The 16,304-nt window shown below is 47.2% G+C and carries 13 protein-coding genes; 6 read left to right on the plus strand and 7 right to left on the minus strand.

What is annotated here, in order from left to right; translation table 11 throughout:
* The first annotated feature begins 117 nt into the window (after window positions 1-117).
* A complete protein-coding gene (gene fabG / locus NDI34_RS21560; protein WP_190411704.1) occupies window positions 118-882 on the plus strand; it encodes a 3-oxoacyl-[acyl-carrier-protein] reductase in 765 nt (254 codons plus the stop codon).
* A gap of 134 nt (window positions 883-1,016) precedes the next feature.
* On the plus strand, window positions 1,017-1,316 hold the full coding sequence (locus NDI34_RS21565; RefSeq protein ID WP_190679333.1) for a protealysin inhibitor emfourin: 300 nt from the start codon (window positions 1,017-1,019) through the stop codon (window positions 1,314-1,316).
* Window positions 1,317-1,352: 36 nt separating this feature from the next.
* Here the strand turns inward: NDI34_RS21565 and NDI34_RS21570 are convergent, their stop codons facing one another.
* Window positions 1,353-2,426, minus strand: coding sequence for a M4 family metallopeptidase (locus tag NDI34_RS21570; RefSeq protein ID WP_199299430.1), 1,074 nt, complete (start codon window positions 2,424-2,426; stop codon window positions 1,353-1,355).
* 252 nt (window positions 2,427-2,678) lie between these two features.
* Between NDI34_RS21570 and groL the strand changes: the two genes are divergently transcribed.
* The 4 genes from groL (at window position 2,679) to NDI34_RS21590 (ending at window position 7,922) form a co-directional block, all read left to right on the plus strand.
* Window positions 2,679-4,364 carry a chaperonin GroEL gene (gene groL, locus NDI34_RS21575; protein WP_190411706.1) on the plus strand — a complete coding sequence of 562 codons (1,686 nt, stop codon included), beginning with the start codon at window positions 2,679-2,681 and terminating at the stop codon, window positions 4,362-4,364.
* A 323-nt stretch (window positions 4,365-4,687) separates the two neighbouring features.
* Entirely contained in the window at window positions 4,688-5,848 is a 1,161-nt protein-coding gene (locus NDI34_RS21580) for a hypothetical protein (protein ID WP_190536767.1), read from the plus strand.
* Window positions 5,849-5,899: 51 nt separating this feature from the next.
* Window positions 5,900-7,069: a magnesium/cobalt transporter CorA gene (gene corA, locus NDI34_RS21585; protein ID WP_190432336.1), complete on the plus strand. Its 1,170-nt coding sequence runs from the start codon at window positions 5,900-5,902 to the stop codon at window positions 7,067-7,069.
* A 211-nt stretch (window positions 7,070-7,280) separates the two neighbouring features.
* On the plus strand, window positions 7,281-7,922 hold the full coding sequence (locus NDI34_RS21590) for a hypothetical protein (RefSeq protein WP_348233782.1): 642 nt from the start codon (window positions 7,281-7,283) through the stop codon (window positions 7,920-7,922).
* 147 nt (window positions 7,923-8,069) lie between these two features.
* Here NDI34_RS21590 and NDI34_RS21595 read toward each other — a convergent pair whose 3' ends face one another.
* From NDI34_RS21595 to NDI34_RS21620, 6 genes are all read right to left on the minus strand, one after another.
* Window positions 8,070-8,906 (minus strand): J domain-containing protein, encoded by an 837-nt coding sequence (locus NDI34_RS21595; RefSeq protein ID WP_190411709.1) that lies wholly within the window; start codon window positions 8,904-8,906, stop codon window positions 8,070-8,072.
* A gap of 107 nt (window positions 8,907-9,013) precedes the next feature.
* Complete coding sequence (gene cysK, locus NDI34_RS21600; RefSeq protein WP_348233783.1) at window positions 9,014-9,976, minus strand: cysteine synthase A; 963 nt, start codon at window positions 9,974-9,976, stop codon at window positions 9,014-9,016.
* A 123-nt stretch (window positions 9,977-10,099) separates the two neighbouring features.
* Window positions 10,100-10,537, minus strand: coding sequence for an Rrf2 family transcriptional regulator (locus tag NDI34_RS21605; RefSeq protein ID WP_190411711.1), 438 nt, complete (start codon window positions 10,535-10,537; stop codon window positions 10,100-10,102).
* Window positions 10,538-10,780: 243 nt separating this feature from the next.
* The gene (locus NDI34_RS21610; protein ID WP_348233784.1) at window positions 10,781-12,802 is read right to left on the minus strand and encodes an iron uptake porin; all 2,022 of its coding nucleotides are present in this window, start codon (window positions 12,800-12,802) and stop codon (window positions 10,781-10,783) included.
* Between the two features lie 199 nt (window positions 12,803-13,001).
* Entirely contained in the window at window positions 13,002-15,143 is a 2,142-nt protein-coding gene (locus NDI34_RS21615; RefSeq protein WP_348233785.1) for an iron uptake porin, read from the minus strand.
* A gap of 948 nt (window positions 15,144-16,091) precedes the next feature.
* Window positions 16,092-16,304, minus strand: a 213-nt coding sequence (locus NDI34_RS21620) for a photosystem II protein D2 (protein ID WP_348233786.1), incomplete at its 5' end; no start/stop codon positions are given.

Here is a 16,304-nt window from a genome sequence, read left to right on the forward strand (position 1 = left end):
TCACGACAATCGTAATCTTTTGGCGTATTGATTCGTTCAGTCCGAGGTACGAATCGACCTAAGATCGTTAGCGCAGTTAAATAACCGCGTTCATAACGGATCGAGAGGAATTTATTGATGGAAGCATTGCCAGAGAGCCAGCAAAGATTGCGCGGACAGGTTGCCATCGTTACCGGCGCTTCACGAGGAATTGGTCGAGCGATCGCCCTAGAATTGGCATCTGAGGGAGCCAGTGTAGCGATTAACTATGCCAGTTCTAGTGGAGCAGCCGAAGAAGTCGTGAGTGAAATTACCGCAGCAGGCGGTAGTGCGATCGCCCTCCAAGCAGACGTATCCAAAGCCGATCAAGTAGACGCCCTCCTGAACACCGTGATGGAGAAGTGGAAGCGCGTTGATGTCTTGGTGAATAATGCTGGAATTACCCGCGATACCCTGTTGTTGCGGATGAAGCCGGAAGATTGGCAAGCCGTGATTGACCTTAACCTCACTGGCGTCTTTTTGTGTACGCGAGCCATCAGTAAGGTGATGCTGAAGCAACGCTCCGGGCGCATTATTAATATTTCATCCGTTGCCGGTCAGATGGGCAACCCCGGTCAGGCAAACTACAGCGCTGCCAAAGCGGGAGTGATTGGGTTTACGAAAACCGTCGCCAAAGAACTCGCCACTCGCGGCATTACAGTCAATGCTGTTGCCCCTGGATTTATCGCCACCGATATGACGAGCAATATCAAATCAGAGGAAATCTTAAAATTCATCCCCCTCGGTCGTTACGGTCAACCAGAGGAGGTTGCTGGTTTAGTTCGATTCCTAGCCGCCGATCCGGCTGCCGCCTATATCACGGGTCAAACGCTCAATGTGGACGGCGGTATGGTGATGGCATAGCGACCATAGCGGCAGAGGACTGTGAGCGTAGTGACGCTCTCCTCGCGGTCGGAGTGGGAAAGAGAGAGGCAGACGAAGAATAACATCCATCACTGCTTACTATGGAGTTAGTCTTGCTCCCTGCGAGGGAAACTATGCGAATTTCTTTTGAACGGACTGGCGGCTTTGCTGGGATGCGCCTGACAAAAGTTTTTGACATTACGACTCTGCCTGCAAATGAAGCAAATCAGCTGCGCCTCCTGATTGACGCAGCTGATTTCTTTGATTTGCCTGCCGCGATCGCTTCCAACACTCCCCAACCCGACCGCTTTCAGTACAAGCTAACGGTGGAAGAAAACACTCAGCAACATACTGTTTTAGTGAGTGAATCCGCCGTACCTGGAAACTTAAGACCGCTGCTGGAATGGCTGATGGCAGCCGCACGCAGAAATTAAAAATTAAAAATGAAGAATGCCTCTTCAATTTTTAATTTAAATCACTCCCACTTCTTGCCAACCTTTGCGGACTGCATTCTGCTCCTTGGAGCCTTCGCCGTAGAGTTCTCCAGCGACTGTAATGAGAGTATTCGCAGCCCGTTTAAAATTCGCTCTAGAGCGCAGGCGATCGCGTAAAGCGATATACCAGATTTTCCCAGCCTTTTCCCAAGCGTAGCCGCCAATTTCCACTGCTGCTAAATAAAAGGCACGGTTGGCAATCCCTGAGTTAATATGCACGCCTCCGTTATCTTCCAGCCCTTTGTAGCGGTCTTTATAAGTCGCAGGCTGGGGGTCTTTGCCTAGCACTGGGTCGTCGTATGCTGTCCCCGGTGCCTTCATTGAGCGAATCCCAACGCCCTTAACATTGGCGGTAAACAAACCTTCCCCGATAATCCAGTCAGCTTCCTCGGCGGTCTGATTGAGAACCCGCTGTTTTACCAGAGAACCAAAGACATCGGAAAAAGATTCATTCAGTGCGCCGGATTCGCCGTAATAGATTAGATTGGCTTCATATTGGGTGACGCCGTGGGTTAGCTCGTGACCAATCACATCAATCGCCTTGGTGAAGCGTTCAAAAATCTCTCCATCCCCATCACCGTAGACCATTTGGTCGCCGTTCCAAAAAGCGTTGTCATACTTCACGCCAAAATGAACCGTCGAGTCCAAACGCAGCCCTCGATTGTCGATGGAATTCCGCTCGAACACCTGCTCGTACAAGTCATAAGTTGCACCCGATCCGTCGTAGGCTTCGTTGATCGCGGCATCTTCGCTGGGAGGATCGCCTTCACTACGCACCAAGGTGCCTGGTAGATCGTTGCCATTTTTAGCATCAAAGATGGTACGACGCTTCTCTCCCGCTGATGCTGCGAACGAGATATTTCCCACTGTCAAGCGCCGTCCGCGAAACTGTTCTGACACGGTTAAGGTTTGAAAAGCCCATGCCCGCTGCTCAGGGTTGCCATTCTGGAGAACCTCCTTCAGCATATGAGGAGGAACGATACAACAAATGGGATGAAGTCTATCGCAGCAAGGTTGCAGCCCTACCGCTCTTTTTTTTGGTGAACGCATAAATTATTTCCTTTGTCAAGGACAGAGCATCAAAAAGTGGATGATAAACGCATTCAATCCAATCCGCTCTAGTTATCGAGAATTCGGCAATTTCGTTACAAAAAGTAACTCAAAAGTGCGTGCGATCGCTCTAGCTGTTTATTATGTGCCTCCCCCATATCAGTCGAGGTGAGGACTCTCATCCTCTCGGATTAGCACTCTGTGCCAGTGAGTGCTAAATTGACTAATGGAAGCGCTCTGAAAACCTAAAACATGGCAAAAATCGTTGCATTTAATGACGAATCGCGGCGGGCACTAGAGCGGGGCGTGAACGTCCTGGCAGACGCCGTTCGCATTACGCTGGGGCCGAAAGGGCGGAATGTCCTTCTAGAGAAGAAGTTTGGCGCACCCCAAATTGTGAACGATGGTATCACCGTTGCCAAGGAAATTGAATTAGAAGACCCCCTGGAAAATACAGGCGCTCGACTGATTCAGGAAGTGGCATCCAAGACGAAAGATATTGCGGGTGATGGCACGACGACAGCGACGGTTCTGGCTCAAGCGATGATTCGTGAGGGCTTGAAGAACGTAGCGGCTGGGGCAAATCCAGTGAGTTTGCGGCGGGGAATCGAAAAAACGATCGCCTTCTTAGTGGAGGAAATTGTAGCGATCGCGAAACCAGTGGAAGGTAGCGCGATCGCGCAAGTGGCAACCGTCTCCGCTGGTAACGATGAAGAAGTCGGCAAAATGATTGCCGAAGCGATGGATAAAGTCACCAAAGACGGCGTGATCACCGTTGAAGAATCTAAATCGATGGCAACGGAACTGGATGTCGTCGAGGGGATGCAGCTGGATCGCGGCTACATTTCTCCCTACTTCATCACCGATTCCGAACGGATGGTGGTGGAATATGAAAACGTCCGGATTTTGATGACGGATAAAAAAATCAACTCTATCCAGGATTTGATTCCCGTCTTGGAAAAAGTTGCCCGTTCCGGTCAAGCTTTGCTGATTATTGCCGAAGACATCGAAGGAGAAGCTTTGGCAACTTTGGTGGTAAATAAAGCGCGGGGCGTACTGAATGTAGCCGCCATCAAAGCGCCTGGATTTGGCGAACGCCGCAAAGCGATGCTGCAAGATATCGCCGTTCTCACTGGCGGTCAGCTAATCTCAGAAGAAGTTGGTTTGAGCCTAGATACCGTCTCCCTGGAGATGCTGGGAACCGCTCAGAAAATCACCATTGATAAAGAAAACACCACCATCGTCGCTGGTGATGCCAAGACGGCAGATGTGCAAAAGCGGATTGCCCAAATTCGCAAGCAGCTAGAAGAAACGGATTCTGACTACGACAAAGAAAAGCTGCAAGAGCGAATTGCTAAGCTTGCCGGTGGTGTCGCCGTCATCAAAGTGGGTGCGGCGACCGAAACCGAACTCAAAGACCGCAAGCTGCGGATTGAAGACGCCCTCAACGCGACCAAAGCTGCTGTGGAAGAAGGTATCGTTCCTGGCGGTGGCGCGACGCTGATTTACCTGAGCAAGAAAGTTGCTGACATTAAAAATAGTCTGGACGCCGAAGAAAAAGTCGGTGCTGACATTGTGGGCAGATCTCTAGAAGCTCCCCTGCGTCAGATGGCAGATAATGCCGGTGTCGAAGGCTCTGTCATTGTCGAGAAGGTGCGCGAGACTGATTTGAATATCGGTTACAACGCGGCTACCGACACATTTGAAGACCTGATCGCCGCTGGGATTATCGACCCTGCGAAAGTTGTACGTTCGGCGTTGCAAAATGCCGGTTCGATTGCCGGGATGGTGTTGACCACTGAAGCCCTGGTTGTCGAGAAGCCTGAGAAGAAAGCGGCTGGTGCCCCCGATATGGGCGGCATGGGCGGCATGGGCGGCATGGGCGGCATGGGTGGCATGGGCGGCATGGGTGGCATGGGCGGCATGGGCATGATGTAGTCCATTGTTCGCGTCCCCAGCGCCCACAGGTTGAAACCTGAAGCGACAAAAACAAAGCCCACCTTTGTGGACTGAAAGAAAAGCAGCTTGTCTCAAACGGCAAGCTGCTTTTTTGTAGCGATCGCTCATTGTAAGAGTGTTACAGTATTGAAAAATTATAGGGTTCAAACCTACTTAACTGGGATAATTCCTCAAACTTCTGTTTAATCAGCATTTTAGGAAAATTTTCAGTAAAGACTGTTACTTTAGGTAAATCATCGGGAATCTTATATGAAGGTAGTTCCTTAGATATTTTTCTTTCAGCTAGAGGATTAACTTTAACAATGCTAGTCTTTTTTCTTCACGGGGTTGCTACACGGGATGTTAAATATGGAGATAAATTGAAAGGTTTTATTACAGAAGAGTTTACCAAAAGAGGTGAATTACTCCCTCACTTTTATTATAGTTTTTGGGGCGATGTTTTAAATGATGTTGGGAGGATGTGGAACTGGATTCATCAAGATTTACAGGAAGTTAAAAAGGAATCTCCAAATTTAGATATTCAAACCATTTTGAGGTATCAACACTTTAGACAAGGCTTTCTATCTGAATTCGTTGGAGATGCTTTCACCTACCTTAATCAAGAACGGGGCGTAAAAATTAGAGAACTGATTGCAGATCAACTAGAGGACTTTATAAGACGTAACCCTGAAGAAACTGACCTTCATATTGTTGCCCATTCCTTGGGAAGCGTCATCCTATGGGATAGTTTGTTTTCCGATAGATTTGATTCTGATGATGCGGCGTTTCATATTCGTACAATGATTAAAGGACTAGGTGATTCTACCTCCAAAAGACAAGTTTACCTAAGGAGTATTACCACAATGGGTTCTCCTATTTTATTCTTTAACACCATGTTAGGTATTAATCCTAATAAAGTTAAATGTTTTGCTAAGAATTATAAAAACCAAGGTTTGAGATGGATTAATATAATTCATTCCTCTGATATTATTGCCTATCCGCTTCGGACAAGCTTTAACATTAATTCGTCTGATAACATATTTTTACAAGATGAGTATATTTTAGATCATGCTAACCTGGCGGAAAATACTGCCTATACTGTCGGTCAAGTGGATGCAGCCTTAGCTTTAGGAGTTGTTGATGCTCATCACTGGTATATGAATTGTTCTAAAACAGCTAATTTAATTACTGATAATATTTTATCTGGTAAAAATATTATGTATGATGTTATATCTCGCTTAAAAAAAATACCTGAAGTTAAAAATGTTTTAACTCCAGTAAACTATATCTTTGATAAAAAATTACTGCATCTAAATTTTAGAGATGGTAGCGGTAGTATACAAATGTATGTTAATTTTGCCAATATACACCATGTTTATATATTCGATACTAATGAAGATCGCAAATTTGCAGGATATTTTGGGTGGAATTATGCTAATAGTTTTCAGGAAGAAATTGAATTAATTAAAAGAGAATTTTGCTGAATAAAGAATAGATAAAATTCTAAAATAAATACTGAGTAGGAGTAAATGCAAATGACACAAAGACGCCCCCAGCCTGCGGAAGTAGTTACACAATACAATGTAGACGAAGACGATGATAATTCTTTGTTTGAAGACTTTTACGATAAACCCGGTAGTCTACCAGGAACAATTTTTATTAATAAAAATTCTCCGCCACCCAAAATTATCTTAATTGACTACAACGAGGCAAACCGCATCTGCATGCCACTTGAGACCCCAGCAGCGTGCGCTAGCTATTTGGATACCGAGTCGGTTTCTTGGGTGGATGTGTTGGGCTTAGGAGATGAAGAAATTTTGCGAGAATTGGGACAGGTTTTTCATTTACATCCATTGGTTTTGGAAGATGTGGTAAATGTACCCCAGCGACCCAAAGTGGATGATCAGGGAGACCATCTGGTGCTTATTAGCCGGATGGTGATGCCTAAAGAAAAAGGCACTGGCTTCTACAGCGAACAAGTGAGTTTAATTTTGGGGAAACATTATTTGCTCACTGTGCAGGAGGAACCACTGCGGGATTGTTTTACACCCGTGCGCGATCGCATTCGTCACAATAAGGGCACTATCCGCAAGCGCGGTGCCGATTATTTAGCCTACGCACTGTTGGATTCAATTATTGATGGCTTTTTTCCGGTGCTGGAAGTTTATGGTGAGCGAATTGAAGACTTAGAGGAAGAAGTTATCGCCAATCCTACACGTAAAACTCTAGACAAAATCTATCAAGTTAGGCGCGAATTGTTGGCACTCCGTCGCGCTATTTGGCCCCAGCGAGATGCCATAAATTCCTTAATTCGAGATGGGAGTCCTCTTATTTGTGAAGAAGTCCGAATTTATCTAAGAGACTGTTACGATCATGCGGTTCAAGTAATGGACATGGTGGAAACATATCGAGAACTATCCTCTGGGTTAATGGATGTTTATATGTCCTCGGTTGGTAACAGAATGAATGAAGTTATGAAGCTTTTGACTGTAATTTCCAGTATTTTTATTCCCCTCACTTTTGTTGCTGGAATCTACGGCATGAACTTTAATACAGAAAAATCTCCATTCAATATGCCGGAACTAAACTGGTATTTGGGCTATCCGCTTTGCTGGGCATTAATGATAGCGATCGCATCTGGTTTAATTTACTTTTTCTGGCGGCGCGGCTGGTTTGATAATTTTTCCACAGTTAAGGATGACTAGCATCATGTTCATAAATTACTTTTCTTATAGCCTGTAATTTTTTGCTAAAAATTAATGGGAGACAAAAATTTTTGTTTTTAATTACTTAATTCTAAAGTACAAATAAGTAAGTTTTTTATTTCTAAAAATAAACTTTGTAATTAAAAACTTTCCCCAATTAACAATTACCAATCACTAATTACTAATTTTGGATGACCGCAATTTATTCATCTTGACTGTCTACATCATCTGTGTCACCTACATTTTATACCGAGTTTTTAAATCGGTAGATAGAAATCAAGTGATAGTCCATCTCGATCGAGAATCCTTAAATGGACAACTGGAAGCACAAAATCTAAGAGATCGCGTCGATATCCAATTTAAGCTGGAAAAGCGATACCAACTAGATCGACTGCGCGAACTATCGATCCAGATTGACAATAAATCTGCGGAGCATTCAATTGACGTAGACTGGGATCGCAGTTCGCTGACAGATTTCGACGGGCGATCGCGGCGAGTGATTCGCCTGACGCCCAGCATGATTCTGGATCTCTCCCAGCGTCAAGTTTATAGCTTCATTGGGTCTGGAAAAATTCTTAAAGAAAAAATAACTGTTGAAGACGTTCTCCAGCGCGACTTGCAAACCGATGTTTTGAAAATCTCAGCGTCCCTTTTTGATCCATCCAAGCTCAAAAAACTCTCTAGTCCTGAGAGTACGCTGCACTTTTCTCTAACGCTGGTGCTGCATTTATTTAGGTCTACGAGTGAGACGGGCAATTCCGTTACTCACATTTTGTCTTGTGACTTTACAGTTAAAAAAGCTCCTTGGACAGATGTAATGCGTTGGAATCCCAGAGAAACAACTAAAAAATAAAAATTGAGAAATTCTTAAATTTTTATTTTTGTTTTGATCACTGGGGAGGCTTTACTTTCATCTAAGCCCCGTTACCACAGTAGGGGACGTGACAGAAAAAGCCCCTACTGGTAACGAGAAAAAAAGCTAGTTTTTAATTTTTAATGGTTAAGCAATGTCTTTGACTGCGTATTGCGCTTCGCAGCGTAAACCAGTGGCAATTCTAAAAAGTTCTTGACCTGTGTGCAGGTAGCCTTCATCATAGTTGAGCGTAAAAAGTTCTAACTCTTCAATGCCATCTGCTACTTGATTGAGGCAGTAGTAAAGGTGAACTGCTGCGCCAGCAACATTGGCTGGATTAGGCAAAGACCGAAAAGCCAGCTGAGCTTGTTTGAGATAGTTACGACACTCTTTCAGGTAAGCCTGAAATTGTTCCATCAGTTCATCATCAAAAGGATCGGCTGAAAGTTGGTCTAGTTGGTCTGCCAGAGGATTGAGAATGCGACAGATCAAGCGATTGACCGGCACATAGACTTTCTGAAGCCATTGCTCCAGTTGTTCGTCGGCATCTATTGCTGTCTGTCGATGCGCGTAGTATCGGTTTTCAGCGTTGGCTTGCTGTTGTCGATGCGCGTAGTATCGGTTTTCGGTGTCGGCTTGCTGTTGCCGCTGCGATCGCGCCGAAGCATCGGCTTGCTGGTATCGCTGCGATCGCGCCGAAGTATATGTCGCTGATGATTCGGCTCGTCGCGACGGATGATTGTTAACAGATTGTTCGTGTCTCAGGCGATCTTTGAGCAGCATCTGGTCATAAGACTGCCGCTGTTGAGGGTCGCCTAGTATTTCGTAAGCAGCATTAATCCGGACAATTTGCTCGTGGTTCGCTGTTTCGCGATTACCATCTGGATGAAACAGCTTCACTAGACGCCGGTAAGCTTGCTTGATCTGTACCGGAGTCGCTGCGGGACTAATATCAAGGGTGTCGTAGTGAGTGGAATCTGTCATGGAAATAGCTTTCTGTCAGAGGCATGAGTCATTAGTAGGTAGAGGTATGACTAATGACTCATAGCTCATGAGCTTTTAACTAATGACCACTAACAGTTACTGTAGCGTCAACCCAGCACAGCTGGCACTCGCGGTTCTGGATCTTGGAACAGGGGTGTACTTAAGTAGCGTTCTCCAAAGCTGGGCTGAACCATGACAATCAATCGTCCCTCATTTTCGGGGCGCTGAGCGACCTTGATGGCAGCATAGAGGGCAGCACCCGTGGAAATGCCGGAAAGCAGTCCTTCTTCACGAGCAAGACGACGACCGTAGGCGATCGCATCATCATCTGTCACTGCGATTACCTCATCAATCAGCTCAACTTTCAGCACTTGGGGAATAAACCCAGCACCGATGCCCTGAATTTTGTGGGGGCCAGGGCGTCCGCCGGACAACACTGAGCTACTGATGGGTTCGACGGCGATCGCTTTAAAACCCGGTTTCCGTGGTTTAATCACCTCTGCCACACCCGTAAGTGTGCCGCCAGTGCCCACTCCAGCGACCAGGATATCCACCTGTCCGTCTGTATCCTCCCAGATTTCCTCAGCAGTGGTTTCCCGGTGAATCTGCACGTTGGCTGGATTGCTAAACTGTTGCAGCATATAAGCATTAGGCGTGCTGTCAACAATTTCTTGCGCCCTACGAATGCAGCGGCTCATCCCCTCAATGCCAGGGGTCAGTTCCAGTTCTGCTCCATAAGCCCGCAGCATCGCCCGTCGTTCTGTACTCATCGTGTCTGGCATTGTCAAGATCAGCCGATAGCCCCTGGCTGCTGCTGCCATCGCTAGAGCAATACCAGTATTTCCAGAAGTCGGTTCCACTAAGATTGTTTTGCCTGGGTGGATCAACCCCTGCTCTTCTGCCGCATTAATCATACTCACCCCAATGCGGTCTTTGACCGAGGCAGCTGGGTTCATACCCTCCAATTTCACCACGATCCGAGCCAAACAGCCTTCCTCTTGGGGAATGCTGTTCAACTGTACTAAAGGCGTCCGACCGATTAATTCTGTAATGTTTTGAGCAATCCGCATAGATTTTAGTTTTTTTCTTGGTTATGAGGAGTCAGAAGTCAACATCAATCATTAAAAAGTGCAAAATTAAAAATTAAAAGAAGTATGCTTCTTTTTAAATTTTTAGTTTTCAATTTTTAATTTTTAAATGTAATACATGATGTCTAGCTGACGCCTAGAATCCCGTTTTTCTGCTAAATCTTGAAGCGTGTATCCTTGTAAGACCGAATTAGCTGTTTGATGCACTTCCTGCCAGATTTCCTCTACCACGGCACTTTCTACCGTTTTGGAAGTGTTGTTGTTCTCAGAAGGTTTGGCATCCAATCCTTCCAGGCAACTCACAACTTCTAAGAGCGTAATTTTCCAAGGTTCCCGCGACAGCAAATAGCCTCCCTTTGCTCCACGTTGGCTACGCACTAAACCGCCACGCCTCAATGTCGCCAGCAGCTGTTCTAAATATCGATCGGGGATATTTTGTTGAGCCGCAATCTGCCGAATTTGTAACGGTTCGTTGTCGTTGTAGTGACACGCTAGCTCTAACAGAGCCAACAGCGCATATTCTGTTTTACAGGAAAGTTCCACAAGCTTGAGATCGAGTGTGAGGGATCGTCTATTCCAGTATACCCCGGTTCTCCACCGGAGTTTGCCGGTTTAAGCATTCGCCAATAAAAAAGCCCCGCTAATACGGGGCATAACCGGGTTCGCAAAATTTACGACACAAAAGCTGGGAGCAGGGGATCAAGGGAGAAGAGGGACAGAGGGAGTAATCACCCCTTACCCATTACCACCTGTCCTAGCAATGTGCGGGCTACTACTTCCGTCTCCCTAGAAGCTGAACGTTGTTCTGAGCGTGCCAATAACGGCATCTTCGTTATCGTTGTTTTGGTTGGGAGCAGTAATCCAGATAATGCCGGGAGTCACGGAGATGTTATCCGTCAGCTGGTACTTGTAGAATCCTTCGAGGTGATAAGAGAGATCGTTCTTAATCCCGACTGGGCTGCCTTGAACTTCAAGACCTGCCAAGTAGGGTTCTACACCTGCAAAAATTCCCAGGATATTCCCCCGCTTACCCAAATCGGGGAAAGCCACACCTAATCCGTAGTACCAGACCTCGCCTCTGGTACTATTTTCAACCGCGCTAATATCAGTCTTACCAACGAAGCCGCTCAGGGAGAATCTGTCGCTCAGTCGTAAGGCAGCCTCAAGACCATAGGAGTTAGTGATCAGTGCGGTATCCCTAGCCAGTACTAATGGAAACCGAGCGCCTGTTCCAGTTGCAAGAGTTGGATCGTTAGCTCCGAGAGTACCTGTTACCGGCCTACCGCCAGCCGATCGCGGACTTCCACCAAGGTCGAAAATCCCGTCACCCGCGTTATGGTAGCCGTGGACGTAGGTGGCAGCTAAGCCCAAGCGATCGCTAACTGTAAAATTCAGTTGCGCCAACGCCGAATAGTCTCCGTTGAATAGACCAAAATCACTGGTTCCGCCATCAGGTCTGGTAAATGAGCCAGGATTATTGCCATTATCTGCCAAGTAACCCAGGCTCAAGGAAGTAGGACCGAGAATCGGTGCTGTACCTACACCGAGCCTGATCCCGATACCGGCACCGCCACCGATTCGATAAATAGGACTCTGCTGAGCAAATGACGAAAGTGCGGCGGTACCTCCGTCTCCGTCATAAAAGTAAGGGTTGAGGACGGGAGCGTAGTCGGCATGAATTCCTCCCGCAGCGGCAATGTAGACTTTGGAAGCTCCAAAGGGAAACTCATACGCCAGCCAATCTAAAGCGATATCGTTGTTGTTACCGGGATTAAGGTCAAAGGTCTGGTTGCCCTCGAATGAACCATTAGGTTGAAAAGGTGTAGTGTTACCAGCCGCAAGACGGGTGTGCAAAACATCTCGACCCGTGAAGCTGGTTTGGAAGTCTAAACGAACGCGATCGCCAAAAATGGTATTGGTGTCCTCGCGATCGCTAAACTCGTCCGTGATGGCGAAGATCGCTTCACCCACCAGTTTGGTGGTTGTCGAGAACTGATGGTTTTCTAGGAACGTCACCCGTCCTTCCAGGTTATCTACCCGCGTCCGGAGGGTTGCCAGTTCTGCCCCAAATTCATCAATTAGCCGCTGAAGTGTGGCTAAATCTTCTTTGGTGACAAAATCTGCTGTGGAAGCGGCAATCAATTTCTCGATTTGCAGCAAACAAGCGTTCAAACCCGCCGCAAATTCATAACGGCTCATTGCCCGGTTGCCCCGATAGGTGCCATCCGGATATCCTGCTATACAGCCATAGCGCTCTACCAGGCTTCGCAGCGCTTCGTATGCCCAGTCGGTTGGTTCCACGTCCGACAGTTGGGAGACGTTTGTGACTTGGCTTTGAGAATTATTTCCTTCCTGGCTGTAGCGATTGATTTGTTCTAAAACGCTATTGTTGCCAACCGTATTCCCTGCTGGAGCTGTTTGAGCCAGCTTTGAGTCGGCAGCTGGCATGACAGGCAAAGATGTGCCTTCAATCGTTTCTACCCCTAGTGCTTGAACTGAGTCGGCGGTTGCTGGCTCCTGGCTGGGTGCGACTGCCAACTGTTCTGGCGCTTCCGTCGCAACAACTTTCTGCTCTAACTCTGACTTCTCAGCGGTAGCTGAAAATACAGGGATTGAGCTGATTGTTGGGGTTTCTGGCGCAGTAGCGAGCGCTACTGGCTGCAATTCTGGTAGTGCCTCTACCGTTTGGGGCTGAATCACTTCTTTAGCAGCAGGCGTTTGTGCAGCGATCGCTGCCGATGAAACCACCAATGCTGCCCCCAAAACTGCTGGGCTGAATACCAGCGATCTCCAGATAAATTTAGCCATCTTTCCTCTTTTCCTCACACACACCTTACTTAAGAAAGATTTACATCCTTCTTAATTTTTCCTGTCATCCTACCACAGGCTAGAAATGTCATTAGGTAATAAATCATACAAAAAAGCCCCGCATTGAGCGAGGCTTTACTGATTTCATTTCACAATATTGGGCAAACTGGATTAACCCAACCACCTAAATTCTGTGTTACTAGAAGCTGAACGTAGTTCTGAGAGTACCGATATAGGAGTCGTCGCCCTCCCGTTGGTTGGTACCCGTCAGCCAGACGACGCCGGGAGTCACTGAGATGTTTTCCGTCAGCTGGTACTTGTAGAAAGCTTCAATGTGGTAACCTCGATCATCCAAATTTCGTACCCTGTTACCCTCAAGTTCCAGATTTGCAAGATAGGGTTGGGCACCTGCGAAGATACCCAAAACGTTGCCCCGCTTACCTAGGTCAGGGAAGGCTAGCCCTAGTCCGTAACTCCAGATTTCACCATCCCCGTCACCAATCACTCTGACGTCGCTATAAGAGACAAAGCCACTGAGTGAAACTCTGTCACCCAATCGGAAAGCACCTTGTAATCCGTAGGAGTTACTTACCACGGGAGACGCAGCAAGAAGACCCCCAGTTAAAAAGTCTCCGACGTCCCCTGGATTATTAGCCAAGGCATTACCGACCACACCTTCTCCGCGACCGATATCGAATATCGGGTTGCCAGTGTTATGGTAGCCGTGGACGTAGGTTGCAGCCAAGCCGAAGCGATCGCTGACAGTAAAGTTAAGCTGCGCCAACGCCGAATAGTCGCCGTTGAACAGACCAAAATCGCTACCGGGGTTATTCGCGGAATCATTATCTGCTAAGTAGCCCACAGTTAATGAAGTTGGACCGAGAATCGGCGCTCTACCTACACCCAGTCTCAGACCAGCACCAGCACCGCCCCCGATGCGATAAATGGGGCTGTACTGAGCAAAGGTTGAGAGCGAGCCGTTACCGCTGTCACTCACTCCGTTATAGAAGTAAGGATTCAAAACAGGGGTGTAGTCGGAATGGCGTCCTCCAGTGGCTGATATGTAAACTTGGGAAGAGCCAAATGGGAACTCATACGCCAGCCAGTCTAAGCCAATGTTATTGTTATTTTCGTCGCCGAAGCCGAGGTTAAAAGTCTGGGTTCCCTCCGCTGTTGCAATTGGAGCATCATCAATACCATCACCATCTCTATCGCCGATAGGGGTACCAAAGCCGAAAGCTGCGAGGTTCCCTGCTGCCAAACGGGTGTGCAACTTATCTCGACCTGTAAAGCTGGTTTGCAAGTCTAAACGGACTCTGTCGCCGAAAATGAGATTCGTGTTGTCGTCGTTATCCCCAAATCCATCAGTGACAGCGAAGATCGCTTCACCCACCAGTTTGGTGGTTGTCGAGAACTGATGGTTTTCTAGGAACGTCACCCGTCCTTCCAGGTTATCTACCCGCGTGCGGAGGGTTGCCAGTTCTGCCCCAAATTCATCGATCAGCCGCTGAAGTGTGGCTAAATCTTCTTTGGTAACAAAATCTGCTGTAGACGCGGCAATTAATTTCTCGATTTGCAGCAAACAAGCGTTCAAACCCGCCGCAAATTCATAACGGCTCATTGCCCGGTTGCCCCGATAGGTGCCATCCGGATATCCTGCTATACAGCCATAGCGCTCTACTAGGCTTCGCAGCGCTTCGTATGCCCAGTCTGTTGGTTCCACGTCTGACAGTTGGGAGACGTTTGTGACTTGGCTTTGGGAATTATTTCCTTCCCGACTGTAGCGATTGATTTGTTCTAAAACGCTGTTGTTGTCAACTGTATTTCCTGCTGGGGCGCTTTGAGCCAGCTTGGTGTTCGTCGGTGCTGCCATCGGAACCGACACGCTGTTGTCTACGCCTAGAGCTTCGGCTGAATTGGCGGTTGCTGCGTCCTGGATGGGCGTTGCTGCCAACTGTTTTGGCGTCTCTACTGCTGGCACTACAGGTACAGACGTGCTATCGAGCTTCTCTACCTTTAGCGCTTCTGCCGAGTTGGCGGTTGCTGCATCTTGAATCGGCGCTACTGCTAACTGTTCTGGCGTTTCCACTTCAACTGCACTCAGCGCTTCGGCTGATTTAGCGGTTGCTGAAAACACGGGGGCTGAGTTAGCTTCCGGGGCTTGGGGTGCAGTAACCAAAGCCACTGACTGAACTTTCGGTAGGTTTGCCTCAGTCGTTTGGGGCTGAATTACTTCAGATGTTACGGGCTTTTCAGTTGCGATCGCAGCTGAAGAAAGCACGAGTGCCGCTCCCAAAACTGCTGGACTTACTAGCAGAGATTTCCACATTAATTTAGCCATCTTTCCTCTTTTCCTCACCCACACTTTTTCAGAAAGATCTTTCAGAAAGAGTGACAATCCTTCTTGATTTTTCAAGTCATCGTAACACAGATTGGGCGCTGCCACCACCTCACCAGCGCCTGAAATGATTGCTAGAGCGCTTATTGAGATTTTTCGTGTTATTTTTCGGATGACCTAAGTCACTCTTTAAAAATGACTTGCGCCCTATCAAAGTCTTTTGTTGTCAACCCATCGCTATCATCTGTTGTCAGTGTTAGCGTCACCTTATTGTACAAAATTTCTCGTAGATGATGCTTTGTTTCTATTGAGATGCAGCAACAGCAACTAATTTGTTAATCTAGGCGATCGCTTCTCCAAACTTTTTTCATTTTCTCTTCTACTGCTTCCCTGGCTAACTTGATAGCTGATGAATGCTTTGTTAATTGCCAGCTCGCTGAGTATCTACGCCATCGCCTTCCTGAAAAAAAGCCCCTAAAAAACTATCCGCCCCCACGGGGAGCGTTTTGGTATCACCATTACACTCAATGTGAGGGCGGTCTAGCGGGTCTTCAAATTAGCACCAGACTGTCGGAAGGAACTCCAAATACCAGCCTAGCTCTTTCAGCCTTTAGTTAATCCCACTAGGGGATTAAAACCGGCTTTTAGAGAACAGCTCCGACGCTCAGCCGGTTAACGCTAATTTGATGACCCATAAATTTACTACTATCACTCATGGGCATCACCTCCTTGTTGCCTGAACGGTCTAATTCTCAAAAGGAGTAGGGGAAAAATCGCTAAGGATTCATTCCCTTCATTTAGATTAGCACAGGCTAGAGCAGATGTGGGCTGGCTTGAAAAAAAAATACCCCGCGAGTGGCGGGGTATCGTTCAATGAGGAGTGCTGTAGGAGCGGGATCGCCCCGCCCATGCTGAGTTAGAGAAAATTAACTCAATATTTCACTCCTGACATTACAGTGCGTTACCGCGAGGCAGAACCTCTTCAGGGAAGATAAAGTTCTCGTGGGGTTGATCCTGAGGAGCCATCCAAGCCCGGATGCCCTCATTGAGGAGAATATTCTTGGTGTAGAACGTTTCAAACTCGGGATCTTCTGCCGCCCGCAGTTCCTGGGAGACAAAGTCGTAAGCCCGCAGATTTAAGGCTAAACCGACAATCCCAATCGA

The sequence above is a fragment of the Trichocoleus sp. DQ-U1 genome (assembly GCF_039961925.1).
Lineage (GTDB): Bacteria > Cyanobacteriota > Cyanobacteriia > Cyanobacteriales > FACHB-T130 > FACHB-T130.